Genomic DNA, 24,692 nt, shown 5'->3' with positions numbered 1-24,692 from the left:
ACTTCCATGACCCTGGGATCCCGTCTGATGGGCGGACTACAGCGGCTCGGCCGCTCCCTGATGCTGCCCATCGCGGTGCTGCCTATCGCCGGCCTGCTGCTGCGCCTGGGCCAGCCCGACCTGCTGGATATCGCCTTTATCGCCAGTGCCGGCGAGGCGATCTTCGCCAACCTGGCGCTGATCTTCGCCATCGGCCTGGCGGTGGGCTTCGCCAATGACAACAACGGCGCCGCCGGCCTGGCCGGGGTGATCGGCTACCTGGTGCTGGACGCCGTGCTTACCGCCCTCAACCCCGAGATCGACATGGGGGTGCTGGCGGGCATCATCATCGGCAGCGTGGCGGGCCTGCTCTATAACCGCTACCACGCGATCCAGCTGCCGGAATACCTGGCCTTCTTCGGTGGGCGGCGCTTCGTGCCCATCGCCACCGGCCTGGCCGCGGTGGCCCTGGGGGTCGCCTTCGGAGTGATCTGGCCGCCTATCCAGCACGGTATCGATGCCCTCGGCCAGTGGCTGATCGATGCCGGCGAGCTGGGCCTGTTCGTCTACGGCATGCTCAATCGCCTGCTGATCGTCACCGGCCTGCACCATGTGCTCAACAGCCTGGTGTGGTTCGTCTTCGGCAGCTTCGAGGCGGCCTCCGGGGTGGTGGCCAGCGGCGACCTCAACCGCTTCTTCGCCGGCGACCCCGCCGCGGGGCGTTTCATGGCGGGCTTCTTCCCGGTGATGATGTTCGGCCTGCCGGCGGCAGCCCTGGCCATGTATCACGCCGCGCCCAAGGGGCGGCGTGCCCAGGTGGGTGGCCTGCTGCTGTCGCTGGCGCTGACCGCCTTCCTCACCGGGGTCACCGAGCCCATCGAGTTCACCTTCATGTTCCTGGCGCCGCTGCTCTACGGCCTGCATGCGGTGCTCACCGGCGTCTCCATGGCGCTGCTGCACTGGCTCGACGTCAAACTCGGCTTCACCTTCTCCGCCGGCGCCTTCGACTTCGCACTCTCCTATGGTCTCTCCACCAATGGCTGGCTGATGCTGCCGGTGGGCCTGGCCTACTTCGCCCTCTACTACACGGTGTTCCGCTGGGCCATCGTGCGCTTCGACCTGCCCACCCCGGGCCGCGAGCCGGAGAGCGTGGCGCTCGTTGCCACCCAGGCGAGCGGCGAGCGTGGCCCGGCCTTCGTCGCCGCCCTGGGCGGGGCGGGCAACCTCACCAGCGTCGGCGCCTGCACCACCCGGCTGCGCCTGGTACTGGAGCAGCCCGAGGCGATTGACGAGGCGGCCCTCAAGGCCCTGGGCTCCCGGGGCATCCTGCGCCTGCAGGGCGGCGGCCTCCAGGTGATCCTCGGTCCTATCGCGGATGGGGTGGCGGACGAGATCCGCGCCGCCATGGCCGCCCAGGGCACGGCGCCCGTGGCCGCCTCCGCACCGACGCCGACGCCCGAGGTGGGGGAGGCGACCCAGGCCATTGACACCCAGGTGCGTCAGGCCTGGCATCGGGCCCTGGGCGGCGAGGGCAATCTGCGCAGCGCCACGGCGGTGGCCGCCACCCGGCTGCGCCTGGAGCTGGCCGATACCCAGGCCCTGGATGAGGCGGCCCTGGCCGACCTCGGCGCCCAGGCGGTCCAGCGCCTGGAGCAGGGCGTGATCCATGTGCTGCTGGGAGAACGGGCCACCGCTGTGGCTAGGGGGCTGGGCGAAGCCTGAGCCGCCTTGCCTCCAGCGCTGCTAAGGCTATCGCTGAGGGGCGAGGAGGGCAGGGCAGTACTTTTTCCAGGGTGAGGAGCAGGCTGCGACGCGATCACCGAGGATGACCTACTTCATCGGACACTTTAGCTTGGCGGGGGTAAGCAGCCACTATACGGATTCCCGTCGGCCCCGCCAATCTACAGCAGGGCCATGGCAATGCTCGAGTCGCCGTCGAGCAGGTCGAACTCGCGGTTCTTGAGCATGCGCGCCTGGCTCAGGTGCAGTAACGCGTATGCGACGTTGCCGCGCGAGACCTCGAGCCCGTCGGCGTGCGCGGCGGTGGCACTGACCAGTCGGCTGGCGGGGGCATCGGTGAGCTTGCCGGGCTTGAGGATCACGTGGGGGATACGTGCGCTGCGTAGATAGGCGTCGGCGGCAAACTTGGCCGCCATATAGGGGCGCAGCTTGGCGGGAGCGGCCATGGGGTCGCTGGCGCGCAGTGCGCTGACCATGAGGAAGCGCTCCAGGCCACGCTCGACCGCCAGGTCGACGGCTCGAATCGCGCCGTAGAGGTCGATCAACAGCGTTTTGTCGGGGCCGGTATGCGGGCCCGAACCGGCGCTGAAGACGACCTGGTCGCAGCCGTTGAAGGCCTGGTGGAAGTCGCCTTCCAGGTCGCCGATCACGGTGTCGATGCCGCGTTCGTGAAACCACGGTTGCTGGTCGGAGTGACGGATCATGGCGCGCAGCGACATGCCGCCGCGGCTGGCGAGTTCGCAGTACTGGCGGCCAATCTGGCCGTTGGCACCGATCACGAGCGTCTTCATGGCGTCTCCTGTGACACGGTATGATGCGTCCAGCATACGCGTTCGACGCTTGTGGTCGCAGGCCGTTCGGCTATACGTTAGTCGGGGTGACACGATTCCATCGAGGACGCTGCATGCCGCCACATCTGATCGTTTCCGATCTCGACGGTACCCTGCTGGGCGCCGACCATGACCTTCACCCCGACACCGTCGACACTCTGCGCGCGCTGGCCGAGCGGGGCCACCACCTGGCTTTCGCCTCGGGGCGCCACTATCGCGACATGCTGGCGTTCCGCGAGCGGCTGGGGGTGCCGGTACATCTGATCAGCACCAACGGCGCCTATCTGCACGCCCCGGACGATCAGCTGTTGCATGCTCGACATCTGGCGGCGGAGCACGCCCGCGAGCTGATCGCCCTGGAGCGCCCGGCCGAGGTGCGCCTCAACCTCTATCAAGACGACGAGTGGCTGATCGACGCCCCGGCGCCGGAGTTGCTGGCGCTGCACGCGCATACCGGCTTCGGCTACCGGGTGGTGGAGCCGGCCCTGCTCGATGGGCAGGGGGTGGGCAAGGTGCTGTATATCGGCGATCCAGCGCATCTGGCCGAGCTCGAGGCCGGCATCGTCGCGCGAACTGGCGAACAGCTGCACGTCACCTACTCGATGGCCAACTCCCTGGAGGTGATGGCCGGCGGGGTCAACAAGGGCCAGGCGCTTCTGGCACTGCTCGAGCGCCTGGACGTGGCCCCCGAGGCCTGCCTGGCCTTCGGTGACAACCTCAACGACACCGAAATGCTGTCGGTGGCCGGCGAGGCCCACGTCATGGCCAATGCCCATCCTGCACTCGCCGGGCGTGTCCACGCTGCCAGGGTGATCGGCCACCATGCCGATACCGCCGTGGCCAGGCTCTTGCGAGACCGCTTCGCGCTCTAGCGCATGTCGACCATGGTCTAGGAGCCCTTGTCGTACCCGCCGGGCTTGCCCATCATCTGGTGTCATCTGGTAATGACCCACCGGCGCTGCCGAGGCAACGCCCCTGCCATCGGACGACGATGACCACACCGCCCGCTACCCTGATCGTGGTCGACGACGATCCTGAGATCCGCGAACTGCTCGTCGACTACCTGGGACGCCACGGCTACCGGGCCCTGGCCGCCGAGGATGCCGAGGCGCTGCATGGCCTGCTGGCAACCCAAACCCCCGACCTGTTGATCGTCGATATCATGCTGCCCGGCGACGACGGCTTCACCATCTGCCGTGACATTCGCCGCGGCAGCGACGTGCCGATCATCATGCTCACCGCCAGCGCCGACGAGACCGACCGTATCCTCGGCCTGGAACTTGGCGCCGACGACTACCTGAGCAAGCCGTTCAACCCGCGAGAACTGCTGGCGCGTATCAAGGCGGTGCTGAGGCGGGCCCGGGTTGGTTCGCCCGCCGACCTGGCCCAGGCCCGGATGGTGGCTTTCGGCGCCTGGCGGCTGGATCGCATGACCCGTGAGTTGATCGATGAGCATGAAGCCCGCACACCGCTATCGGGGGCCGACTTCCAACTGCTTCAGGTGTTTCTCGAACGCCCTGAGCAGGTGCTCTCGCGGGAAGCGCTGTATGAGCTGACCCGGGGCCGCCCGGCGCCGCCGCTGGATCGCTCCATGGATGTGCACGTGTGCCGGCTGCGCCAACGCCTGGATGAGGATACCCACTCCCCCCAACTGATCCGCACCGTGCGCGGGGCCGGCTACGTCTTCACCGCCCGGGTCGCCGCGCTGACGTGAACGCTGGACGCGTGAAGCACTGGCGCCGACGCTTGTCGCGCTGGCTGCCGCGAACCCTACGCGGACGCTTCGTGCTGATCATGCTCGTCGGCGTGCTCAGCGCCCAGCTGGCCAGCTATGCCGTGTGGACCTCCCAGGTGCGCTCGAGCCAGCTCGAGCAGCTCGATGAACTGTCGCGCAATGTTGCCTTTAGCGTGGCCTCGTCGATGCGCTTCTTTCGCTCGCTGCCCGTCGAGTACCGCCACATCGTGCTCGACCAATTGCGCAACATGGGCGGTACGCGCTTCTTCGTCAGCGTCAATGAGCGGCGCATCCCGGTCGAGGATATTGGCTCGGGGCCGGAGAAGGTGCTGGTGGTCGACAACTTCCGCGAGATCCTCACCGCCGAGTTGAACATCGACGACGTGCTGGTGGAGTTTTCGCGCGCCGAGACGCTGCGTGTCTACAACAACCAGGTGCTGCTGCACGATCTGCCGCCGCGTTGGGGCCAGCACAGCCTGCTGATGGAGCCGCTGTCGCCGCCGATCCTGGTGGTGCAGATGGAACTCGGCCCCGACACCTGGCTCTATGTCGCCACCTTGCTGCCGGTGCCCGACCTGTTCAACGAATACCGCTGGCTCTCCGGCGAGCGGCTGCTGGCGAGCCTGATGGTGCTGCTCACGGTGATCGGCCTGGCGCTGCTCGGCATCCGCAGCGTGACTCGGCCGCTGGCACGGCTGTCGCGGGCGGCGCGCCAGCTCGGCGACGATCTCGACGCGCCGCCGCTGCGTGAAAGCGGGCCGCGCGAGGTGGCCGCCACGGCAATGGCGTTCAACCGCATGCAGGAGCGCATCCGCGACCAGGTCGACGAGCGCGAACGGTTGTTCTCGGCGATCTCTCACGACCTCAAGACGCCGATTACCCGACTGCGGCTGCGTGCCGAGATGCTCGATGACCCGCTGCAGCGCGAGCGCTTCTGCGCCTCGCTGGACGAGCTCGACCTGCTGGTCAAGGGAGCCCTGGCCTCGGTCAAGGGCTTCGACCTGCACGAGGCGGTGGAGGAGGTCGAGCCACGGGCGGTGCTCGAGGAGCTGGCCGCCGAGCTGGCGTTGCAGGGCGGTGAGGTAACCCTCACGGGGCGCGCCGCCCCACTAGCGGTGAAGCCGCTGGCCTTCAAGCGCTGTCTGGCGAACCTGCTCGAGAATGCGGTGTTCTACGGCCGGCGCGCCGAGGTAACGCTGGCTGACTCTCCCGAGCAACTCTCGATCGTCATCCGTGACCACGGCCCGGGCATCCCCGAGGCTCAGCGCGAGCGGGTGTTTGCGCCCTTCGTGCGCCTCGAGCCCTCGCGCAGCCGCAATACTGGCGGCAGCGGCCTGGGGCTGGGCATCGCCCGGCATATCGCCCGCGCCTTGGGCGGCGATATCTCGCTCGGCAATCATCCAGCAGGGGGCCTGGAGGTCGCCGTCGTCCTGCCGCGGCCGCAGAATATTACGAGCTTGTAATGGTGGCGCAATACTTTGCAGGACTAGGTAACCCTACGCGTGCCCGCTCTCGACTAACGTTACTGGCACTCCGGCGACGACCGGGATCAATAACAACAGCAGGAGCACGCCAATGATGTCATTCAATATCTCTTTCCCCAAGACGGCCCTGGCCACGACGCTGGCGGCCTCGTTGACGCTTTCCGCGGCCCAGGCCGCCGAGGTGGAGGTGCTGCACTGGTGGACCTCCGGCGGCGAGGCCCGCGCGGCCAACGTGCTCAAGGAGCTGATGGAAGCCGAGGGCTACGGCTGGGAAGACTTTGCCGTGGCCGGTGGCGGTGGCGAGACCGCCATGACCGTGCTCAAGTCCCGCGCCATGTCCGGCAACCCGCCGTCGGCGGCTCAGATCAAGGGGCCCGAGATCCAGGAGTGGGGCGAGCTTGGGCTGCTCGGCGAGCTCGACGAGGTGGCCGAGGCCGAGGGCTGGGACGATCTGCTGCCGCCCACGGTGGCCGAGATCATGCGTCACGACGGCAGCTATGTGGCGGTGCCGGTCAATGTGCACCGGGTCAACTGGCTGTGGGCCAATCCCGAGGTGCTCGAGGCGGCCGGCGTGGAGATGCCGACCACCCTGGACGAGCTGTTCAGTGCCGGCGAGGCGATTCGCGAGGCGGGCTTCATCCCGCTGGCCCACGGCGGCCAGGCGTGGCAGGACGCCACCATCTTCGAGAGCGTACTGCTGGCCACCGGCGGCAGCGAGTTCTATCAGCAGGCGCTGGTCGATCTCGACCCCGAGGCGCTGGGCAGCGAACGGATGGTCGAGGCGCTGGAAACCTTCAAGCGCCTGCGCGAACTGATGGACGACGACATGTCCGGCCGCGACTGGAATATCGCCACCTCGATGGTCATCAACGGCGATGCCGGCATGCAGCTGATGGGTGACTGGGCCAAGGGCGAGTTCACCGCCGCCGAGTTGACCGCCGGCGAGGACTATCTGTGCGCCGCCGCGCCCGGCACCCAGGACGCCTTCACTTTCAATATCGACAGCCTGGCCATGTTCCGCGTCGAAGGCGAGGAGCGCGATGCCCAGCACGCCCTGGCGCGCCTGGCGCTGGAGCCGACCTTCCAGGAGGCCTTCAACCTGGCCAAAGGGTCGATTCCCGCCCGCCCCGACCTCGACATGAGCGAGTTCGACCAGTGTGCCCAGCAGTCCCTCGACGACTTCCAGCGCACCGCCGACGAGGGCGGCCTGGTGCCCAGCATGGCCCACGGCATGGCCGTGCGCGCCGATGTCCAGGGCGCCATCTTCGACGTGGTGACCAACTACTTCAACGCGCGTGACATGGCCGCCGAGGAGGCCGCCCGGCGCATGGTGAACGCCGCCCAGGCCGCACTGTAAGCCGTCGCTGCCGAACGGCAACGGGCCTGACGTAGCGGGCCCGTTGCACGTCGCTCACCTCCGAGGTATTTCGCTATGTCCCTGTCGCGTTGGGCGGCCAAGCCGGCCGCCGCTAGCGGCTCACGGCGCAGTCCGTCCGGCCTGCTCCAGGCCTGGCTGCCCAAGCTGGTGCTGGCGCCGTCGATCGCCATCTCGCTGTTCTTCGTCTACGGCTTCATGCTGTGGACCTTCATCCTCTCGCTGACCGGCTCGCGCATGCTGCCCAGCTACGACTTCGTCGGCTTCGCTCAGTACGCGCGTCTGATGGCCAACGACCGCTGGTGGGTGGCTTCCTCCAACCTGGTGATATTCGGTGGCCTGTTCGTGGCGATCTGCCTGGCGCTGGGACTGCTGCTGGCGATCCTGCTCGATCAGCGCATCCGCCAGGAGGGGGCGCTGCGCACCGTCTACCTGTATCCCATGGCACTGTCGTTCATCGTCACCGGTGTGGTCTGGAAGTGGTTGCTCAACCCAGGCCTCGGCATCCAGGCCATGGTGCGCGGCTGGGGCTTCGAGAATTTCCGCTTCGACTGGCTGGTCGACCCCGACATGGCTGTCTATACCCTGGTGATCGCCGCCGTGTGGCAGGCCTCCGGCTTCGTCATGGCGCTGTTCCTGGCCGGGCTGCGCGGCATCGACGACAGCATCCTCAAGGCCGCCCAGCTCGATGGCGCCAGCCTGCCGAGCATCTACTGGCGGGTGGTGATTCCCTGCCTGCGCCCGGTGGTGTTCAGTGCGGTGATGATCCTCTCGCACATCGCCATCAAGAGCTTCGATCTGGTGGTGGCGCTCACCGGTGGCGGGCCCGGCTACGCCTCCGACCTGCCGGCCACCTTTATGTACGCCCACGCCTTCACCCGCGCGCAGATCGGCCTGGGCTCGGCCAGTGCCATGCTGATGCTGGGCGGCGTGCTGGCGATCCTGATTCCCTATCTCTACTCCGAGTTGAGGAACCGCCGCCATGGATAACGTCATTCGCCGTCGCACCCTGGGCGCGCGACTGGGGCGTGCTGCGCTCTATGCCACGCTGCTGCTGGCTGCGCTGTTCTACCTGCTGCCACTGGCGGTGATGCTGATGACCTCGGTCAAGCCGCTGGCCGAGATCACCCCCGGCACGCTGCTCTCGTTGCCTCGTGACCCGACCCTGGCGCCCTGGGCCAAGGCCTGGGGCGAAGCCTGCACCGGCATGCGCTGCGAGGGCGTGGGGGTCTACTTCTTCAACTCCATCGCCATCGTGGTACCGGCGGTGCTGATCTCCACGCTGATCGGCGCGCTCAATGGCTATGTCTTGACCAAGTGGCGCTTCAAGGGCTCGGAGCTGGTCTTCGCGCTGATGCTGTTCGGCTGTTTCATCCCGTTCCAGGTGGTGCTGCTGCCCATGGCGCAGACCCTCGGCTGGCTGGGGCTGTCGACCTCGCGGGCGGGGTTGATCCTGGTTCATGTGGTGTTCGGCATCGCCTTCACCACGCTGTTCTTCCGCAACTTCTACGTCGCGGTGCCAACCGAGTTGGTATCCGCGGCAAAGCTCGACGGTGCCGGCTTCTTGCGTATCTTCTGGCGCATCCTGCTGCCGGTTTCGGCGCCGATCATCGTGGTCTCGGTGATCTGGCAGTTCACCCAGATCTGGAACGACTTCCTGTTCGGCGTGGCGTTCTCGGCCCACAACAGTCAGCCGGTTACCGTGGCGCTCAATAATCTGGTCAACACCTCGACCGGGGCGCGCGAGTACAACGTCGACATGGCGGCGGCGATGATCGCCGCGCTGCCCACGCTGATCGTCTACGTCCTGGCCGGCAAGTACTTCGTGCGTGGGCTCACGGCTGGCTCGGTCAAAGGCTGAGACCCTCTGAGCCACCGAACAACAAAGAGGTTACCGACATGGCAGCGCTTGAAATCAACAAGGTGTGCAAGGACTTCGGCAGCGAGCAGGTGCTCAAGGACGTGAGCCTGGCGATCGACTCGGGAGAGTTCCTGATCCTGGTAGGGCCTTCCGGCTGCGGCAAGTCGACGCTGATGAACGCCATCGCCGGACTCGAGCCGGTCACCTCTGGCGAGATCTGCATTGCCGGCGAGGATGTCACCTGGCAGACCCCGGCGGAGCGTGATATCGCCATGGTGTTCCAGTCCTACGCGCTCTATCCCAGCATGACGGTGCGCCAGAACATCAGCTTCGGCCTGGAGATGCGTAAGGTGCCCAAGGCCGAGCGCGATGCTGCCGTGGAGCGGGTCGCCGACCTGCTGCAGATGTCGCACCTGCTCGAGCGCAAGCCGTCGCAGCTCTCCGGCGGCCAGCGCCAGCGGGTGGCGATGGGGCGGGCGCTGGCCCGCGAGCCCAAGGTCTATCTGTTCGACGAGCCGCTCTCCAACCTGGATGCCAAGCTGCGCGTCGACATGCGCACCGAGATCAAGAAGCTGCATCAGCGATTGGGCACCACCATCGTCTACGTCACCCACGACCAGATCGAGGCCATGACGCTGGCCGACTGCATCGCGGTGATGCGCGACGGCCGTATCCTCCAGCTCGGCTCGCCCGATGAGGTCTATAACGATCCGGTGGACCTGTTCGTTGCCGGCTTCATGGGCTCGCCGTCAATGAACTTTCTCACCGCCACGCTGGAGGAAGACGCCGGCCAATACCGGCTGCGCGTGGAGACGCCGCAAGAGGAACCTCTGTGGCTCCCCTGGCCGCGTGAACGAGAAACCCCGGCCATGGGTGAGTGGCTCGGCCAGTCGGTCATTCTGGGGCTGCGCCCGGAGCACTTCGCCGAGGACGATGCACGGCTTGGCGAACACGCGGAGGGCGTGGCGTTCACGCCGCAAATCAGCGTGGTGGAACCCACTGGTGCGGATATTCTGCTGAAGCTCAAGCTGGGTGAGGGTGAGGCCACTGCACGGGTCGGCCCCAAGTGCCGGGTAATGGCGGGCGAGCGACTCGTGCTGCGCGTCGACATGGGCCGTGCGGTGTTATTCGACCCCGAGACCGAGCGCCGCCTGGCCTGACCCGTCAGGGCCCCGGCCGCGGCCAATAGGCGGCCGGGTATGGGGCAAGGGTCAGCGCACGCTGATTACCGTGCACTTGGCGCTGTGGGTGACCTTGTGCGAGACGCTGCCCATCATCAGCCCGGCGAAGTCGCCCAGGCCGCGGCTGCCCATCACGATGGCGTCGACGCCGAGCTTTTCGGCATGGCGCAGGATGTTGCGCGCCGGGTCGCCCTTGCTGAGGTGCGTCTCGACGTGGCTCGCGCCCATGCCGCGTGCCGCCTCGCTGGCACGTTCGATGACCGACTTGCCGGCCTCCTCGAGCACCTCGCGGGAGGATTCGAGGGCAATGGCGCCGATCCCCCACACCAGCGTGGTCTCATGGGTCAACGCTTCGGGGATGTGCAGGATATGCAGGGTCGCATCTTCCTTGCTGACCAGCTGACAGGCGACTTCGAGGGCCTTCTTGGCGTGCTCCGAGCCGTCCACGGCGATGAGTACTGAATTGAACATGGTTGTCTCCGTCAGGGATGTTTCCCCCTCAGCCTAGCCGATCATGGCGGCGCTGCATTGATCCCGGTCAAGCAAGTCTCAGCGCTCTTCCTCGAGGCGGCGCAGCCGCTGCCACACCTCGCCGCGCAGGTCCTTCATGCGCGGCGCCTCGTCGGTGGCGAAGGGCAGCGGCCGGGTCAAGCGGGCGGTACGCAGCCCCAGGCGCGCGCTGAGCAGGCCTACGCCGAGTCCCTGGCCGGCGCGGGTCGAGAGGCGTCCGGCGAGGTTCATCGACAGGATCTCCATGCTCGCCTCGCTGGCAATCTCGCTGGCGCCGGCGAAGGCCATGTTGTAGAGCACCGCGCGAAACAGCCGCAGGCGGCTGGCGTAGCCGAGCTCGAGCCCGTAGAGGCGCGCCAGGCGGTCGATCAGCGCCAGGTTGCGCCACGCCACCAGCGCCATGTCGACCAGCGTCAGCGGGCTGACCGCCACCAGCACCGCGGTGTCACCGGACATCCGCGAGATCAGCCGGCGCGCCTCGCGATCACGGGGCGCGAGCAGGTGATGAGCCAGCAGGGCACGGGTCTCGCCGCCGTCGTGGTGCGGCTGGTGGGCGGTGACGAAGCCCTGCCAGTGGGGGTGGTCGGCATCCAGGCCGAGCTGCTCGCGCAGCCGCTCCGCCAGCGCCAGTGCCTCACGCGGGTTGGCCTGGTCGAGGCCGGCCAGCGCCTCGCGCAGGCGGCCATGACGGCGCAGTCGCCGAAGTCGCCACAGCTCGCGCAGCAGGGCGCGGCCACCCAGGCCCAGCGCCAGCAGCAGCAGCACGCTCCAGGCCCCGGCCAGCCAGTCGCCGCCGAGGCTCGCCGCATACAGTGTCTGGCCGGCTTCCACGGCGCCGAGGCCGAGGGCGCCGCCGAGCAGCGTCAACAGCCCCCAGCGGCGCTTGCGCGGGCGCGCCAGGCTCGCCACCAGTGCCGCCTCGCCGGGGGCCTGCGGCTCGGCCTCGGGCTGCCAGTCGCGGCTCTCGGTGGCCGGGTCGAAGGTCTGGGCGGGGCGCGGGTCGCTGGGGGCTAGCGGTATCTCTTCTGCAGTAAAGCGCTGGCCGGGGCGAGGGTCGTTCATTGCAGCTTGTCTCCGATCAGCCAGTCGAGGGCCGCGTCGAGGCGGATGTGGGGCAGGGCGCCGGCGTTGCGGGGCAGCGGCCGAAAGGCGTGGAAGTCGAACCCCTGGCGGTCCCAGAAGCCGGCATCGGGCAGTCGCGGTGGCACCTCGCCGGGAAACAGCAGCACCTCGTCGCCGTCGAGGGTGGTACCGGCCAGCGCCGGGGTGCGCTTGCCGCGTTGCTCGACCTCGCGCGGGCGAGTGGCGCGGATCGATGCCAGCGACAGCGCGCGTACCGGCACGTCGGCGAAACGCAGGTCCTTGAGCGGCTCGGCCAGCAACGCCTCGAGCAGGCTGACCAGATGGCCGTGCTGCTCGGGGGTTACGTGGTCGGCCTTGGTGGCGGCGATCGCCAGGCGGTCGATGCGCGGTGCGAACAGCCGCGAGGCAAGGCTGCGCTTGCCGTAGGCGAAGCTCTGCATCAGCGTGGAGAGCGCCCGGGAAAGGTCCTCGAAGCGCTCGGGGCCGGCGTTGAGGGCACCGAGCACGTCGACCAGCACGATCTGCCGGTCGAAGCGCCGGAAATACTGCTGGTAGAAGGGCTTGACGATGTGTCGACGATAGTGGGCGTAGCGTGCCGCCAGGGTACGATAGACGCTGCCCTCGGGCAGCGCCTCGAGGGACTTGCGCTGGGCTTCGACGAGCCCCGGCAGCGGGAAGAACTGCAGCACCGGCGCGCCGTCGAGATCGCCCGGGAGCAGGAAACGCCCCGGCTGCAGGTCGGCGAAGCCGGCCTCGCGGGCGGCGCGCAGCCCTGCGGCATAGCGTTCGGCAATTGCCGCCAGCTGGGCCTCGTCGGCGTCAGCGGCGGGGTCGAGGTCGGTCACCGCTGCGCGCCACTCGGCGAACATGGCGTGGCGCGCCTGGCCCACGCTGAGTCGCGCATCCTGGGCCGCGCTCCAGCTCAGGTAGTCGTGGTCGAGCAGCGGCAGGTCGAGCAGCCACTCGCCGGGGTAGTCGAACAGGTCGAGGGTCAACTCGCGGCTCTCGCCGCCGAACAGGCCGCGCTTGGCCGGGCGGTAGCGAATCACCAGGCGCAGTTCGCTGATGCCGCGGGTCGGTGCCGGCCAGCGCGGCGGAGTCTCGTCGAGCGCCGCCAGTGCCTGGTCGTAGGGGAAGCGCGGCACGCCGAGGTCGCGCTGGCTGACCCGGCTGGCGCCGAGCAGGCGGCCGTCGCGGGCCGCCGGCAGCAGGTCGAGGCGCGCCTCGAGGCCGGCGTGGCGCAGTTGGTGGACCAGCGAGGTGAGAAACGCGGTCTTGCCGGACCGCGACAGGCCGGTGACCGCCAGCCGCAGCTGGCGGTCGCGCCCGCGTTCGATGAGGTTAACCAGTTCGCGTGCCAGGGGTTGCGGCATGCATGACCACTCGTGGTGTGAATTCAGCCACTAATGTGCGGGCCAGTGGGCGCCTTGGCAAGTCGCTGCCAGGCCAGTAATGCCACCGGCAGCAGCGCCAGCGGGATCAGCAGGGCATTGAGCGTGGCCCAGCCGAGCTGGCTGACCAGCGGCCCGGCGAGCAGCGCGGTGAGTGCCACGGTGGAGAACACCAGGAACTCGTTGGCGGCCTGGGTACGGGCCTTCTCTACCGGCCGATAGGTCTCGGTGAGCAGCCCGGTGGCGGGCAGGAAGGTGAAGTTCCAGCCCAGCCCGAGCAGCACCAGGGCAAAGTGAAAGCCCATCACCCCGGCCTCGATCTGCGCAGCCAAGGCGCTGGCCACCAGCAGCACGCAGCCGGCGACGATCATGCGCCTGGCGCCGAAGCGGGCGGTCAGGTGGCCGGTGAAGAACGACGGCAGGAACATCGCCACCACGTGCCACTGAATGGTCGCGGCAACGTGGTCGAAGTGGTGCCCGACGCTAGCCATCGCCAGCGGCGTGGCGGTCATCGCCAGGTTCATCACCCCGTAGCCGATCAGCGCGGCACTGACGGCGACGATAAAGGTCGGCTGGCGCAGGATCTCGCCCAGCGGCCGCGGCGTGCCCTCGCCATGGGTGCGGGTCGCCGGTGGCAGCCGTGTGACGGCGAGGATCAGCAGAGCCACCAGGTAGAGCGCGCCGAGCCCGACGAAGCTGCCCAGGAAGGGCACCTCGCCGAGCTCGCGGCTGACCCGGGCCAGCCATGGACCGAAGAAGGCGGCCAGCACGCCGCCGCCCATCACCAGGCCGATGGCGCGGTCACGCAGTGGCGCCGGGGCGGCCTCCACCGCGGCGAAACGGTACAGCTGACCGAAGCCGATGCCGATGCCGATCAGCCAGGTGGCCAGCAGGAACAGCGCGAAGTGCTGGCTGCGCAGCGCCTGCACCGCCACTACCACGCCCACCAGCCCCAGCAGGTTGCCGAGCACGAAGCCGCGCTTGCGGCCCAGCCGGGCCATGATCAGCGAAGCGGGGATGGTGGCGCACATCAGCCCCAGCCACTGGGTGGCCACCGGCGCAGTGGACCAGTTGGCGCTGGGCGCCAGGCTGGCGCCGATCAACGGCGATACCGCGATCAGCAGGATATTGCCGCTGACCAGCAGGGCCTGGCACAGCGATAGCAGGGTGACGGTAATGGGCATGCGGGGTTCTCCGGTGGCTAACTGGTGCTGTCGGTGGAGGCGAAGCGCTGGCGGTAGACGCTGGGTGAGACGCCGTAGTGGCGCTGAAACTGGCGGCGTAGCTGTTCGGCGCCGCCCAGTCGCCAGCGCGCGGCAAGGCGCGGCAGCGATACCGGCTGGCTGGTGTCGAGCAGTGCCAGGCGCGCCTGCTCGAGGCGCAGCCGGGTCAGGTAGGCGCCGGGCGTGGTGTTCAGGTGGCGGCGAAACAGCCGGGTCAGGTGGCGCGGCGAGACGGCCATCTGCGCGGCCATGGCCTCGACGTGATGGTCGCCGCCGGGGTCGCCGTGCAGGTGGTCGAGCAGGCGCCGCAGCGGGCCGGCGTCCTGCTGCTGGCGCAGCACCTCACTGAACTGCGACTGGCCGCCGGGGCGGTGCAGGAAGACCACCAGCTCGCGGGCCACCCGGCCGGCCAGGGCGGCGCCGTGATCGGCTTCCAGCATGGCCAGCGCCAGGTCGATGCCGGCGGTGACGCCGGCGCTGGTATAGCGGCCGCGGCTCTCGACGTAGAGCGCATCGGGCTCGACCCTGAGTGCCGGATACGCCTCGGCCAGCGCCGCGGCGTGACGCCAATGGGTGGTGACCCGGCAGCCGTCGAGCAGTCCTGTCGAGGCGAGCAGGAAGGCCCCGGTGCAGATCGAGCCGAGCCGCCGAACCGCCGGTGCCAGGCCGCGCAGGGTGGTCAGCAGGGCGGCGTCCTGGCGCAGCGGCATGACGCCGTGTCCACCGGCTACCAGCAGGGTATCGAGGGGCGCCAGGGCCGCAAGCTCGGCCTGACCGTGGGTGGCCTGCACCGCCAGGCCGCCGTTGGTCATCACGCTACCCGCTGCGGGCGCCACCAGATGCAGCTGATACAGCGGTGTCGCGCTGAGGGCATTGGCGCTGGCGAACACCTGCCAGGGACCGCTGACGTCGAGCAGCTGGCAGTCGGGGTAGGCGAACAGGGCGATGCGGCGGGTCACGGGGCAATCTCCGGCGACTTGACCCCTGCAGTGTCGGCGCTGGCGGTGATGTCGGCAAGGACCGCTTGACCACCGATTCGGACATGATGGGCTCGAAACCACGCAGCCCCGCACGGGGCGGGGCTGCATAGGTGTCTACCTCGTGTCGCGGGTCGCTCAGACGCCGGCGAAGGCGGCGTACATGATCACCACCAGCACGATCAGCACGATGCCGGTGGGCACGGCGCCCTTCCACGGCGTCAGGTCGACGTCGCCGCTGTGCTCGTGGACCCAATCGGTCTCCCGCGGGCGCAGCTTGCCGATCACCAGCATCACCACCACCAGCAGCACGAACACGCTGGCCACGAAGTGGAACTCGTGCATCACCACCGGCAGCTGGTTGAACGGCGGCACGAAGTAGCCGGCGGCGATCAGCAGGCAGCCACCTACCAGGGCGATCTTGGCCGCCATCGGAGGCACCCGCTTGGTCAGCAGGCCGACGATGACCACCGCCAGGATAGGGATGAAGTAAATGGCGTTCATGCGCTGCAGGTAGCCGAACAGGCTCTCCTGGCCGGCCAGCAGCGGGGCGATGGTCATGGTGGCAAAGGCCATGATCCAGCCGAACACCTTGCCCGACTTGACCACCTGCTCTTCGCTGGCGTCCTTGTTGAGCACGCCCTTGTAGATGCCCAGGCTAAAGATGGTGGTGGTGCTGTTGAGCGCCGAGTTGAACGACGACAGGATGGCGCCGACCATCACCGCGGCGAAGAAGCCGGTGAGGTAGGGCGGCAGCACGTTGAATACCAGGTGGCCGTAGGCCTCGTCGGCGCGCACCCCCTGCTCGGCGTAGAGGTGGTAGGCGATGATGCCCGGCAGCACCAGGTAGAGCGGCCCTAGCAGTTTGAAGAAGCCGGTCAGCAGCACGCCCTTCTGGCCCTCGGCGAGGTTCTTGGCGGCGAAGGTACGCTGGATGATCTGCTGGTTGGTGGTCCAGTAGAACAGGTTGATCAGGAACACCCCGGTAAACAGGGTGAAGAACGGCACCTGTTGGTCGGAGCCGCCGATCGAGTTGAGCTTCTCGGGGTCGCTCTCCTTGAGGATGCTCCAGCCTTCGAAGATGCCGTCACCGCCGCTGACCGCCTGCAGGCCGAAGTAGACGATCACGAAGCCGCCGATCAGCAGGCCGACGCCGTTGAGGGTGTCGGACACGGCGACGGTACGCAGCCCGCCGAACAGGGCATAGATGGCGCCGATGATGCCGACGATCCATACCGTCAGCCACAGCAGGGTGGTCGGCGACTGGATGCCGGTCAGGCCCTGCAGGTCGAGCATGCCCTGCAGGCCCATGGCGCCTGAATAGAGAATGATTGGCAGCAGGATCACTGCATAGGCGATCAGGAAGATCACGTTGGTGATCAGCTGGGTGCCGGCGTCGAAGCGGATCGATAGTAGCTGCGGTAGGGTAGCGATACCGCTGCGCAGAAAGCGCGGCAGGAAGAACAGCGCCAGCGCCACCAGCGCAATCACCGCCACCACTTCCCAGGCCATCACGCTCAGGCCGTCGCTGAAGGCGGCGCCGTTGAGTCCCACCATCTGCTCGGTGGAGAGGTTGGTCATCAGCAGCGACCCGGCGATCAGCGGGAAGGTCAGGGTGCGGCCGGCGAGGAAGTAGCCGCTGGTGCTCTTGTGGTCATCGCGACGCGTGATGCGCCAGGTGATGAAGGCGACCAGTCCCGTGAAGAACAGGAAGGAGGCCAGGGTCAGGGCATGCATGATGGGTCACCTTGCGGTTGGCGTGAATGTTGCGACGCTTTCTCGTCGAGATCACCGAAGTAAATGCGAGACATTTCCGGTGACGTGATTTTAGTTAGGTGACACGATTCTCACATTCGCCTTTGGTCGTATGTTGGCGATTTTATTCGGTAAGTTTACGAAATATTTGCGTCTACGCTGTTGGCTTAGGGATTGCCGAAGAGCTGTGCCAGCATGGGTATCGCAGCAATCAGGAAGCCGAGCACGGCGATGCCGTAGCCCAGCGGGCGGCGTCGGCGCCGTCGCGCCAGGCTGAGGCCGACGAGACATACCACCAGTCCGACCAGGTTGAAGACGAACAGCGACATTTCCAGCAGCTCCTGGGTGGCCATCGTGACTCCTTGACGTAAGCTTGGGCTATGAGCGCGGGGGAACCCCCGGTGAGTGGCGGGCTCTGATGATAGCAACTGCCTCCTGCAGCTGCAGCGGGGCCACGGCGATAAAGGAGATGGCATGGCCGATGCAGATGACGTACTGGTGTTCTGGTTCGACGAACTGACCCCCGCACAGTGGTTCCGCAAGGATACCGCGCTCGACGCGGCCATCGCCGGGCGCTTTGGCGCACTGCTCGAGGCGACGGGCCGCGGGGAGCTGTGGGAGTGGCGGCTGTCGGCGCGCGGTCGGCTGGCCGAGATCATCGTGCTCGACCAGTTCTCGCGCAATGTGCATCGCGATACGCCAGCGGCCTTCGCCAATGACGGCATGGCCCTGGTGCTGGCCCAGGAAGCCGTGGCCCAGGGCAGCGACCGCCACCTTGATGTCGCCTGGCGCGCCTTCCTGTACATGCCCTATATGCACAGCGAGTCGCTCAAGGTGCACGACCAGGCGCTGCGGTTGTTCGACCAGCCGGGCCTCGAGGAGAACCTGCGCTTCGAGCACCAGCATCGCGATATCATTGCGCGATTTGGCCGCTACCCCCATCGCAATGCCATACTGGGGCGCGACTCCACGGCGGCGGAGCTGGCCTTTCTCGAACAGCCTGGCTCGTCGTTCTGAGGCACTCACGCCGCGGGCGAGCGCATGCGGCATGATTCAATGGATGAAGGAGACACACGATGGGATTGATTCTGTGGTTGATCATTGGTGGTCTGGCGGGCTGGATTGCCGGCAACATCATGCGTGGCGGTGGCTTCGGTATCCTCGGTAACATCGGTGTGGGGATCGTCGGGGCGGTAATCGGTGGTTTCTTGTTCAGCCTGCTGGGGCTGCAGTCCGGTGGCTTCATCGGCTCGTTGGTGACCGCCACGGTGGGTGCGGTGTTGCTGCTATGGGTGATCTCCAAGGTGCGCAGCGGCTGAGATAGCCGCGCTAGTAGCTAATCACCGCCCGGCCCGTGCCGGGCGGTGTGCGTTCAGGCTTGGGAGATTGGTGCTATGTCCGGCAAGGGGTCAGCGGCGTAGCAGCTTGCGATAGCGATCCAGCTGCTGGTCGAGCCATTCGCCGTCAGCGGCGTGGTTCAGCTCGCGCCCGGGCACTCTCAAGGCGAGCACGAAGACGCCCTGGGGCGCCTGGCCAAGCCGGCGGGCGGCCAGCGCTGCGAGTGCGCCCTCGAGGCGCTGGGGGCGGCGCCAGGTCAGCCGTAGCGCCTGCTGTTCGAGCAGATAATCGAACCGGGCGGCATCCTTGAGCACCGACATGGCACCGTGTACCAGCCCCTGGGAGAGGCTCTCCAGGGTACGATAGGCCGGCGCGCCGGCGGCGCGGCAGGCGTGGGCGCCCTCGACCCGGCAGCGCTCACGAGCCTCGGCGTCAGCCGGCCAGTTACCTCCGCTGAGTCGCCCTGCGGTGGCCGAAAACAGCTGGGTGAGGGTCATGCAGGGCGTACCATCGGCTAGCGGTTGCGACGACTCGCTGACATGGCCGCCGGCCATGGCCCCGCGCAGCCAGCGGTAGTCGCAGGCGCGCTGAACGGTGGCGCGGGCGTCCGCCAGCGAGTGATGGGCGCCGTGCAGCGAGCGCAGCAGCGAGAGGGTGCGAAGCATCGGATGTCCTTGGGTGCAGGCAGTGTCGTGCAAAGCCAGGGCAAGGATATCACCAAAAAAACCGCCCGGCTGCGATCAGCCGGGCGGCGGGTAGTGGCGACGCCAGAATGGGCTTAGGCGGTGGCGCCGGCCTTTTGGCCGACCAGTTCCTTGAGGCAGGATTCGATGATCGACAATCCCTCTTCCAGGATCTCGTCTTCGATGGTCACCGGCATCAGGAAGCGGATGGTGTTGCCGTACATGCCGCAGGAGAGCAGGATCAAGCCGTTCTCGCGGGCTTTTTTGCACAGCGCCGCGGCCAGGTCGGCGTCCGGAGTGTGGTTGGCCTTGTCGGATACCAGGTCGAAGGCCGCCATGGCGCCCATGTTGCGCGCGTTGTCGATGCAGTCGAAATCCTGCTGCCAGGTGGCGAAGCGCTTGGCCAGCTTGTCGCCCAGGGCGTTGCTCTTGGCGAGGATGTTCTCCTCTTCGAAGACCTCGAGTACCGCCAGGGTCGCGGCGCAGGAGACCGGACTACCGGTGTAGGTGCCGCCCAGCGAGTTGCCGCCGGAGGCGTCCATTACCTTGTCGGTACCCACTACCGCAGAGATTGGCATGCCATCGGCCATGCTCTTGGCCATGGTCATGATGTCCGGTTCGACGCCGCTATGCTCGATGGCGAACATCTTGCCGGTGCGACCGAAGCCGGACTGTACTTCGTCGATGATCATCAGGATGCCGTGCTCGTCGCATATCTCGCGGATCGCCTTGAGGAAGCTGGTCGGCGCCGGGTAGAAACCGCCTTCGCCGAGTACCGGCTCGAGCACGATGGCTGCGGTGTCCTTGGGATTGGCGTCGGTCTTGAGCGCCATCTTCAAGCCACGCAGGGCTTCGTCTTCACTGACACCGTGGTAGGGCACCGGGAAGGGCGCGCGAAAGACATTGCCCGGCATGCTGCCGAAGTCTGTCTGGTAGGGCGCGACCTTGCCGTTCATGGCCATGGTCATGAAGGTACGGCCGTGGTAGCCGCCGTCGAAGCAGATCACGTTGTTCTTGCCGGTAGCGGCGCGGGCAACCTTGACGGCGTTCTCCAGCGCCTCGGCACCGGAGTTGGCCAGCATCACCTTGGCGTGACCGCGCACCGGGGTGATCTGGCTGAGCTTCTCGGCCACCTTCACATAGCCCTCGTAGGGCATCACGGTCTGGCAGGTGTGCATTACCTTGTCCAGTTGCGCCTTGACTGCCTCGACCACCTTGGGGTGGCGGTGGCCGATATTGAGTACGCCAATGCCGCCGGCGAAGTCGATGATGCGGTTGCCGTCGGCATCCCAGATCAGCGCATTCTCGGCGCGATCGGCGAACTGGGTCGCTGGGCTGGCGGCGCCATTGGCGACATAGCGTTGCTTGAGGTCGTTGAGCTGTGCGTTATTCATCAAACCTGTCTCCTTGGAAAGGCGTCGTGGGCGATCAAAGGCCGCCGATGCATACGTATTTTAGTTCAGTGAAGTCATCCAGGCCGTGGTGCGACCCTTCACGGCCCAGGCCTGACTCCTTGACGCCACCGAATGGCGCAAGTTCGGTGGAAAGCAGACCTTCATTGACCGCTACCATGCCATATTCCAGGCTCTCCATGACATGCCAAATGCGCCGATAGTCGCGGGCATAAAAGTAGGCGGCAAGCCCGAACTCGGTGGCGTTGGCCATGGCGATGGCCTGCTCGTCGGTGTCGAAGCGAAACACCGGAGCCAGCGGGCCGAAGGTCTCCTCGCGGGCCACGCGCATCTCGGCGGTGACGTCGGCGACCACGGTGGGCTGGAAGAAGGTGCCGCCGAGGGCATGCGGTTCGCCGCCACATACCAGCCGCGCGCCTTTCTCCAGGGCATCGTGGATATGCGACTGGACCTTGTCCACCGCCGCGGCATTGATCAGCGGGCCCTGCATCACGCCCTCGTCGAGGCCGTCGCCGACCTGGAGCTCGGCGACCCGGGCAGCGAGCTTTTCGAGGAAGGCGTCATAGACGCCGTCCTGGACCAGGAAGCGGTTGGTACATACGCAGGTCTGGCCGGCGTTGCGAAACTTGGAGGCGATGGCGCCCTCCACCGCGGCGTCGAGGTCGGCGTCATCGAAGACGATGAACGGCGCATTGCCGCCCAGCTCCATGGAGACCTTCTTGACCGTGCTGGCGCACTGTGCCAGCAGTCTCTTGCCCACCGGGGTGGAACCGGTGAAGGAGACCTTGCGCACTCGCGGGTCGCTGGTCAGTACCTCGCCGATGGCAGCTGGTTTCTCAGCAGTGACCACGTTGAGCAGGCCGGCAGGAAAGCCGACTTGCTCGGCGAGGCGTGCCAGGGCCAGGGCGGTCAGCGGGGTGGCCTCGGCGGGCTTGATCACCACCGGGCAGCCGGCGGCCAGTGCTGGGGCGCACTTGCGGGTGATCATCGCCAGCGGGAAGTTCCACGGGGTGATGGCGGCGACCACGCCGACCGGCTCGCGCAGCACCAGCAGGCGCTTGTCGGCGCCGTGGCTGGGCAGGGTCTCGCCGGCCATGCGCTTGGCCTGTTCGGCGTAGAACTCGATGAAGCTGGCGCCGTAGGCGACTTCGCCGCGGGACTCGGCGAGCGGTTTGCCCTGCTCCAGGGTCATCAACCGCGCCAGGTCCTCCTGGTGGGCCATGATCGCCTCGAACCAAGCGCGCAGCAGCGCACTGCGCTGCTTGGCCGGGGTCTTGCGCCACACCGGCCAGGCCGCCTCGGCCGCGGCCACCGCGTCGCGTGCGGCCTCGGCATCGAGGTCGGGCACCTCGGCAAGCACCTCACCGCTGGCCGGGTTGGTCACGGCGAAGCGTCGCTCGGCGTCGCGCCAGGCGCCGGCGATGAACGCCTTGTCGATCATCAGATCGGGAAGAGAGGATATGGGCATGGGGCCTCCTGAGGGAACGATGTCGACGATTGTTATCATAATTGACGAGGTGTGCAATATATAAAACGCTCAATATTCAATTGACCCCGAACCATCGGCGCCCTGTACGCTTTCGGCTACACTAGGCGCCGATTTATGCATTGCCGTCTTTCGTCATATCGAGGTGAGTCTTGGTCGATCCCCTGAATGCCTGGTGGGCGCAACAACTGGTGCTGTGTGGCTGGGCCTTCGAGCCTGACCCGACGGCGGTGTCGGCGGAGCTGGCCGGCGAGCGACTGGTGCACCTCGGGGTCGAGGAGCGCAGCGAGCTGGGTTGGCGGTTGCTCGAGGCGTTCGCCCCGGGCCAGCCCAATCCGCTGTGCCAGCTCGACGCCCTGGAGCTGCTGGCGCTGGCGTCAGCGGCGGGCTGGCTGCCCGGCGAGCAGGTGCACGCCTGGGTCAAGCGGCTGGGGGAGGAGATCTGTGCTCACCATCGCGACCTCGACGACTGGCTCAAGGCGCTGCTGGCGGTGCGCAGCGGCGAGGGCTGGGTGCGCGGCGACGATGGCTTCTATGAGGCCTGCGAGGCCCTGGCGCGCCTCGAGCAGGACGGCGATGGCGTGACCTGGGAAATGCTTGTCGCCCGCCTGGCGCGTCGCGAGCCGCTGGCTGCACTGTGGCCGAGCGCCCCGGGGGAGTCGGTATGGCGGTTGCGTGCGGCCTTCGCCCCGACCCTGGCGCTGCCGCCGAGCCCGGGGCTCGACTGGCCCGATGTCGCCGCCTGGCTCGGCGAGGTATGGCAGGTGCATGACCGCGATGAGCTGATCCGCCTGATGCTGTGGCTGGCCGGGCAGGGCGACCGCTATGGCTGGGACCTCGATGCCAGCCGCTTGCTCGAGCAGGACGCCGACCAGCGCCAGGCGTGGCTGGCCGGTCTGCAGGATGCCAAGCCCTACGGGCATGTGCTATTGACCTTCGTGGCGCGTGGCGAGCCGTTGGAGTGGGCGGCCTGGGACTGGTTGCGACTGGTCGAGCTGGCCTATGCCGGCTGGTGCCTGGAGTGGCTCAGCCAGCAGGAGGCCGAGGACTTTGCCGGCCATGCCCTGGATCTGCTGTCGCGGCGCTATAGTGACTGGCTGGCGCTGGTCAACGCCTACCAGCGCGGTCGCAGCCTGTTCGACGGGCGTGACTTGAGCGGTGAAGTGGCGCATGACTGGGCGCTGCTGCTGCAGTCGCCGGCGAGTCCCTGGCGCGAGCCGCTGGCCGGCCTGCTCGAAGAGCCGCTGCGCGAGCGTAGCCGGGCGGCGATGCGCGCCTGGCGCAGCGGGCCGCGTCATTGGGTGTTGGCACTGGCCTCGATCCGCGAGCCGGACCTGCTCTTCCGCCAGGGCATCGCACTGCCGCCGAGTGCTGCACGACGCGACGATGCCCGCGGCTACCTGCGCGAGACCCTGGGGCTGTTTCCCGATGACGGCGCCGACGGGCTGCGCCGCTACTGGTTGCCGGCCCAGGCCCATCACCTCAATCAGTTGGCCGCCGATGCTAGCCACTCGGCGCTGCCCAGGACCCATACCCCGTTCGGCGAACCGCAGCCAGCGGCAGTGGCTCAGCGCAACGCGCTGGCCGCCTGCAGCCGTCACGCGGCGACCATTCATATGGCCGAGAAATACGCCTTCTACCTGCAGATGACGCTGGATAGCGACGAATTCGACGCCGCGGCGCTTGCCGACCAGGCCGAGTCGCTGCGCGGCGTGCTGTGCCGCTTCTACCCCGATGCGCGACGCTTGCTGAGCGCCTGGGCCGCCTGGGAAAGCGTACTGCCCGACGGCGACGGACCGCTGCTGAGCCATGAGATCTGCTGGCACCGCGACGATCCCGGCAGCCCCTTCCACTGGCTGGACTGGACGCCGGGCGCCTGGCATGAGCCCGGCGATCGCCCCAGCCTGCCGCGCTTCACCGCACTGGCCCTGGTCGGTCCGCTCAATACCAGCGCCTGGAGCGATCCGCTGCCCGAGAGCCCCCGCGAGTGCGAGGCGATCCGCGAGTGGCTCGACGGCCACTACGGTCTGCATGGCCCCGAAAGCGTGGCCGAGTTTCTTGATTTTCTGCTCGGTTCCGGCGACCGCCAGGAGTATCAGATCAACTACGCTCCCTATACCCTCAATGCTGCGCGGCTGGCCTCCGAGATCGCCACCCTGGAATCCGACGACTGCGGCGAGGAGGAGCGCAACCATCTGCTGCGGCTGGCCCGGGTGCGCGACAACGAGGATGGCTGCAACGACATCGACATGACCGCCTGGGACGTTGCCCAGGCGGTGGATCTGGCGATCGCCGCACGCCAGTTGAACTGGCTCGACGAGGCGGCCTTCGCCGCCGCGCTGGAGCGTGCCATGCGGCTGGCCGGCGAGCACTACGGCGGCTGGTCGGCCTATGCGCGAGGCCTCTACACCGGCTTCTCGTTCTTCATGGGCGAGACTGAGGAGCGGGCGGACTTCCTGGCCAGCTTCCGCGAGGCGCTGGTGGCCTGGTTGACCGGGGCGCCGCCGCTGGCCGGCGCCTGGGCGAGTCTCGACTTCCCCGGTGCGCGCCCGCGGCACTGGGCGCCGATGCATATTGATACTCTGCCGGGGGATGCGCGCACCCTGCATTAACGAAACGTTACCTTCTCGGCTGTCGCCAGACGCCATA

Annotated in this window: 22 protein-coding genes; 11 read left to right on the top strand and 11 right to left on the bottom strand. The window is 67.5% G+C overall.

What is annotated here, in order from left to right; translation table 11 throughout:
* The first annotated feature begins 6 nt into the window (after nucleotides 1-6).
* Nucleotides 7-1,701 carry an N-acetylglucosamine-specific PTS transporter subunit IIBC gene (gene nagE / locus CK498_RS04940; RefSeq protein ID WP_229358965.1) on the top strand — a complete coding sequence of 565 codons (1,695 nt, stop codon included), beginning with the start codon at nucleotides 7-9 and terminating at the stop codon, nucleotides 1,699-1,701.
* Nucleotides 1,702-1,880: 179 nt separating this feature from the next.
* Here the strand turns inward: nagE and CK498_RS04935 are convergent, their stop codons facing one another.
* Nucleotides 1,881-2,510 (bottom strand): NAD(P)H-binding protein, encoded by a 630-nt coding sequence (locus tag CK498_RS04935; RefSeq protein ID WP_095619753.1) that lies wholly within the window; start codon nucleotides 2,508-2,510, stop codon nucleotides 1,881-1,883.
* Nucleotides 2,511-2,623: 113 nt separating this feature from the next.
* Here CK498_RS04935 and CK498_RS04930 point away from each other — a divergent pair, with 113 nt between their 5' ends.
* From CK498_RS04930 to CK498_RS04900, 7 genes are all read left to right on the top strand, one after another.
* Nucleotides 2,624-3,421: a Cof-type HAD-IIB family hydrolase gene (locus CK498_RS04930; protein ID WP_095619752.1), complete on the top strand. Its 798-nt coding sequence runs from the start codon at nucleotides 2,624-2,626 to the stop codon at nucleotides 3,419-3,421.
* Nucleotides 3,422-3,540: 119 nt separating this feature from the next.
* Complete coding sequence (locus CK498_RS04925; RefSeq protein WP_095619751.1) at nucleotides 3,541-4,263, top strand: response regulator; 723 nt, start codon at nucleotides 3,541-3,543, stop codon at nucleotides 4,261-4,263.
* Nucleotides 4,264-4,274: 11 nt separating this feature from the next.
* On the top strand, nucleotides 4,275-5,747 hold the full coding sequence (locus CK498_RS04920) for an ATP-binding protein (protein ID WP_095619750.1): 1,473 nt from the start codon (nucleotides 4,275-4,277) through the stop codon (nucleotides 5,745-5,747).
* A 112-nt stretch (nucleotides 5,748-5,859) separates the two neighbouring features.
* Nucleotides 5,860-7,125, top strand: coding sequence for an ABC transporter substrate-binding protein (locus CK498_RS04915; protein ID WP_095619749.1), 1,266 nt, complete (start codon nucleotides 5,860-5,862; stop codon nucleotides 7,123-7,125).
* 75 nt (nucleotides 7,126-7,200) lie between these two features.
* The gene (locus CK498_RS04910; protein WP_095619748.1) at nucleotides 7,201-8,133 is read left to right on the top strand and encodes a carbohydrate ABC transporter permease; all 933 of its coding nucleotides are present in this window, start codon (nucleotides 7,201-7,203) and stop codon (nucleotides 8,131-8,133) included.
* The gene (locus tag CK498_RS04905; RefSeq protein ID WP_095619747.1) at nucleotides 8,126-9,004 is read left to right on the top strand and encodes a carbohydrate ABC transporter permease; all 879 of its coding nucleotides are present in this window, start codon (nucleotides 8,126-8,128) and stop codon (nucleotides 9,002-9,004) included. Before CK498_RS04910 ends, CK498_RS04905 begins: the two co-directional genes overlap by 8 nt.
* A gap of 38 nt (nucleotides 9,005-9,042) precedes the next feature.
* On the top strand, nucleotides 9,043-10,164 hold the full coding sequence (locus CK498_RS04900) for an ABC transporter ATP-binding protein (RefSeq protein ID WP_095619746.1): 1,122 nt from the start codon (nucleotides 9,043-9,045) through the stop codon (nucleotides 10,162-10,164).
* Nucleotides 10,165-10,215: 51 nt separating this feature from the next.
* Here the strand turns inward: CK498_RS04900 and CK498_RS04895 are convergent, their stop codons facing one another.
* The 7 genes from CK498_RS04895 to CK498_RS04865 form a co-directional block, all read right to left on the bottom strand.
* Nucleotides 10,216-10,656: a universal stress protein gene (locus CK498_RS04895; protein WP_095619745.1), complete on the bottom strand. Its 441-nt coding sequence runs from the start codon at nucleotides 10,654-10,656 to the stop codon at nucleotides 10,216-10,218.
* Nucleotides 10,657-10,734: 78 nt separating this feature from the next.
* Nucleotides 10,735-11,757 carry a TIGR01620 family protein gene (locus tag CK498_RS04890; protein WP_095619744.1) on the bottom strand — a complete coding sequence of 341 codons (1,023 nt, stop codon included), beginning with the start codon at nucleotides 11,755-11,757 and terminating at the stop codon, nucleotides 10,735-10,737.
* The gene (locus CK498_RS04885; RefSeq protein WP_095619743.1) at nucleotides 11,754-13,151 is read right to left on the bottom strand and encodes a YcjX family GTP-binding protein; all 1,398 of its coding nucleotides are present in this window, start codon (nucleotides 13,149-13,151) and stop codon (nucleotides 11,754-11,756) included. The genes CK498_RS04890 and CK498_RS04885 overlap by 4 nt, the downstream gene beginning before the upstream one ends.
* 23 nt (nucleotides 13,152-13,174) lie before the next feature.
* Nucleotides 13,175-14,353: an MFS transporter gene (locus tag CK498_RS04880; RefSeq protein ID WP_095619742.1), complete on the bottom strand. Its 1,179-nt coding sequence runs from the start codon at nucleotides 14,351-14,353 to the stop codon at nucleotides 13,175-13,177.
* A 17-nt stretch (nucleotides 14,354-14,370) separates the two neighbouring features.
* Entirely contained in the window at nucleotides 14,371-15,351 is a 981-nt protein-coding gene (locus CK498_RS04875; RefSeq protein WP_095619741.1) for a GlxA family transcriptional regulator, read from the bottom strand.
* 156 nt (nucleotides 15,352-15,507) lie between these two features.
* Nucleotides 15,508-17,106 carry a solute:sodium symporter family transporter gene (locus tag CK498_RS04870; protein ID WP_095619740.1) on the bottom strand — a complete coding sequence of 533 codons (1,599 nt, stop codon included), beginning with the start codon at nucleotides 17,104-17,106 and terminating at the stop codon, nucleotides 15,508-15,510.
* 185 nt (nucleotides 17,107-17,291) lie between these two features.
* Nucleotides 17,292-17,477 carry a hypothetical protein gene (locus CK498_RS04865; RefSeq protein ID WP_095619739.1) on the bottom strand — a complete coding sequence of 62 codons (186 nt, stop codon included), beginning with the start codon at nucleotides 17,475-17,477 and terminating at the stop codon, nucleotides 17,292-17,294.
* 121 nt (nucleotides 17,478-17,598) lie between these two features.
* Between CK498_RS04865 and CK498_RS04860 the strand changes: the two genes are divergently transcribed.
* Nucleotides 17,599-18,141 carry a DUF924 family protein gene (locus tag CK498_RS04860; RefSeq protein ID WP_095619738.1) on the top strand — a complete coding sequence of 181 codons (543 nt, stop codon included), beginning with the start codon at nucleotides 17,599-17,601 and terminating at the stop codon, nucleotides 18,139-18,141.
* Nucleotides 18,142-18,200: 59 nt separating this feature from the next.
* The gene (locus tag CK498_RS04855) at nucleotides 18,201-18,443 is read left to right on the top strand and encodes a GlsB/YeaQ/YmgE family stress response membrane protein (protein WP_095619737.1); all 243 of its coding nucleotides are present in this window, start codon (nucleotides 18,201-18,203) and stop codon (nucleotides 18,441-18,443) included.
* A gap of 90 nt (nucleotides 18,444-18,533) precedes the next feature.
* Here CK498_RS04855 and CK498_RS04850 read toward each other — a convergent pair whose 3' ends face one another.
* The 3 genes from CK498_RS04850 to CK498_RS04840 form a co-directional block, all read right to left on the bottom strand.
* Nucleotides 18,534-19,127 carry a hypothetical protein gene (locus CK498_RS04850; protein WP_095619736.1) on the bottom strand — a complete coding sequence of 198 codons (594 nt, stop codon included), beginning with the start codon at nucleotides 19,125-19,127 and terminating at the stop codon, nucleotides 18,534-18,536.
* A gap of 113 nt (nucleotides 19,128-19,240) precedes the next feature.
* Nucleotides 19,241-20,539: a 4-aminobutyrate--2-oxoglutarate transaminase gene (gene gabT, locus CK498_RS04845; protein WP_095619735.1), complete on the bottom strand. Its 1,299-nt coding sequence runs from the start codon at nucleotides 20,537-20,539 to the stop codon at nucleotides 19,241-19,243.
* A gap of 34 nt (nucleotides 20,540-20,573) precedes the next feature.
* A complete protein-coding gene (locus CK498_RS04840; RefSeq protein WP_095619734.1) occupies nucleotides 20,574-22,025 on the bottom strand; it encodes an NAD-dependent succinate-semialdehyde dehydrogenase in 1,452 nt (483 codons plus the stop codon).
* Between the two features lie 170 nt (nucleotides 22,026-22,195).
* On the opposite strand from CK498_RS04840, the gene CK498_RS04835 reads away from it, so the two are divergent.
* Entirely contained in the window at nucleotides 22,196-24,655 is a 2,460-nt protein-coding gene (locus CK498_RS04835) for a DUF1266 domain-containing protein (protein ID WP_095619733.1), read from the top strand.
* Nucleotides 24,656-24,692: the final 37 nt, after the last annotated feature.

Source organism: Halomonas salipaludis (assembly GCF_002286975.1).
Taxonomy (GTDB): domain Bacteria; phylum Pseudomonadota; class Gammaproteobacteria; order Pseudomonadales; family Halomonadaceae; genus Franzmannia; species Franzmannia salipaludis.
This window is presented reverse-complemented; position numbering and strand designations above follow the sequence as displayed.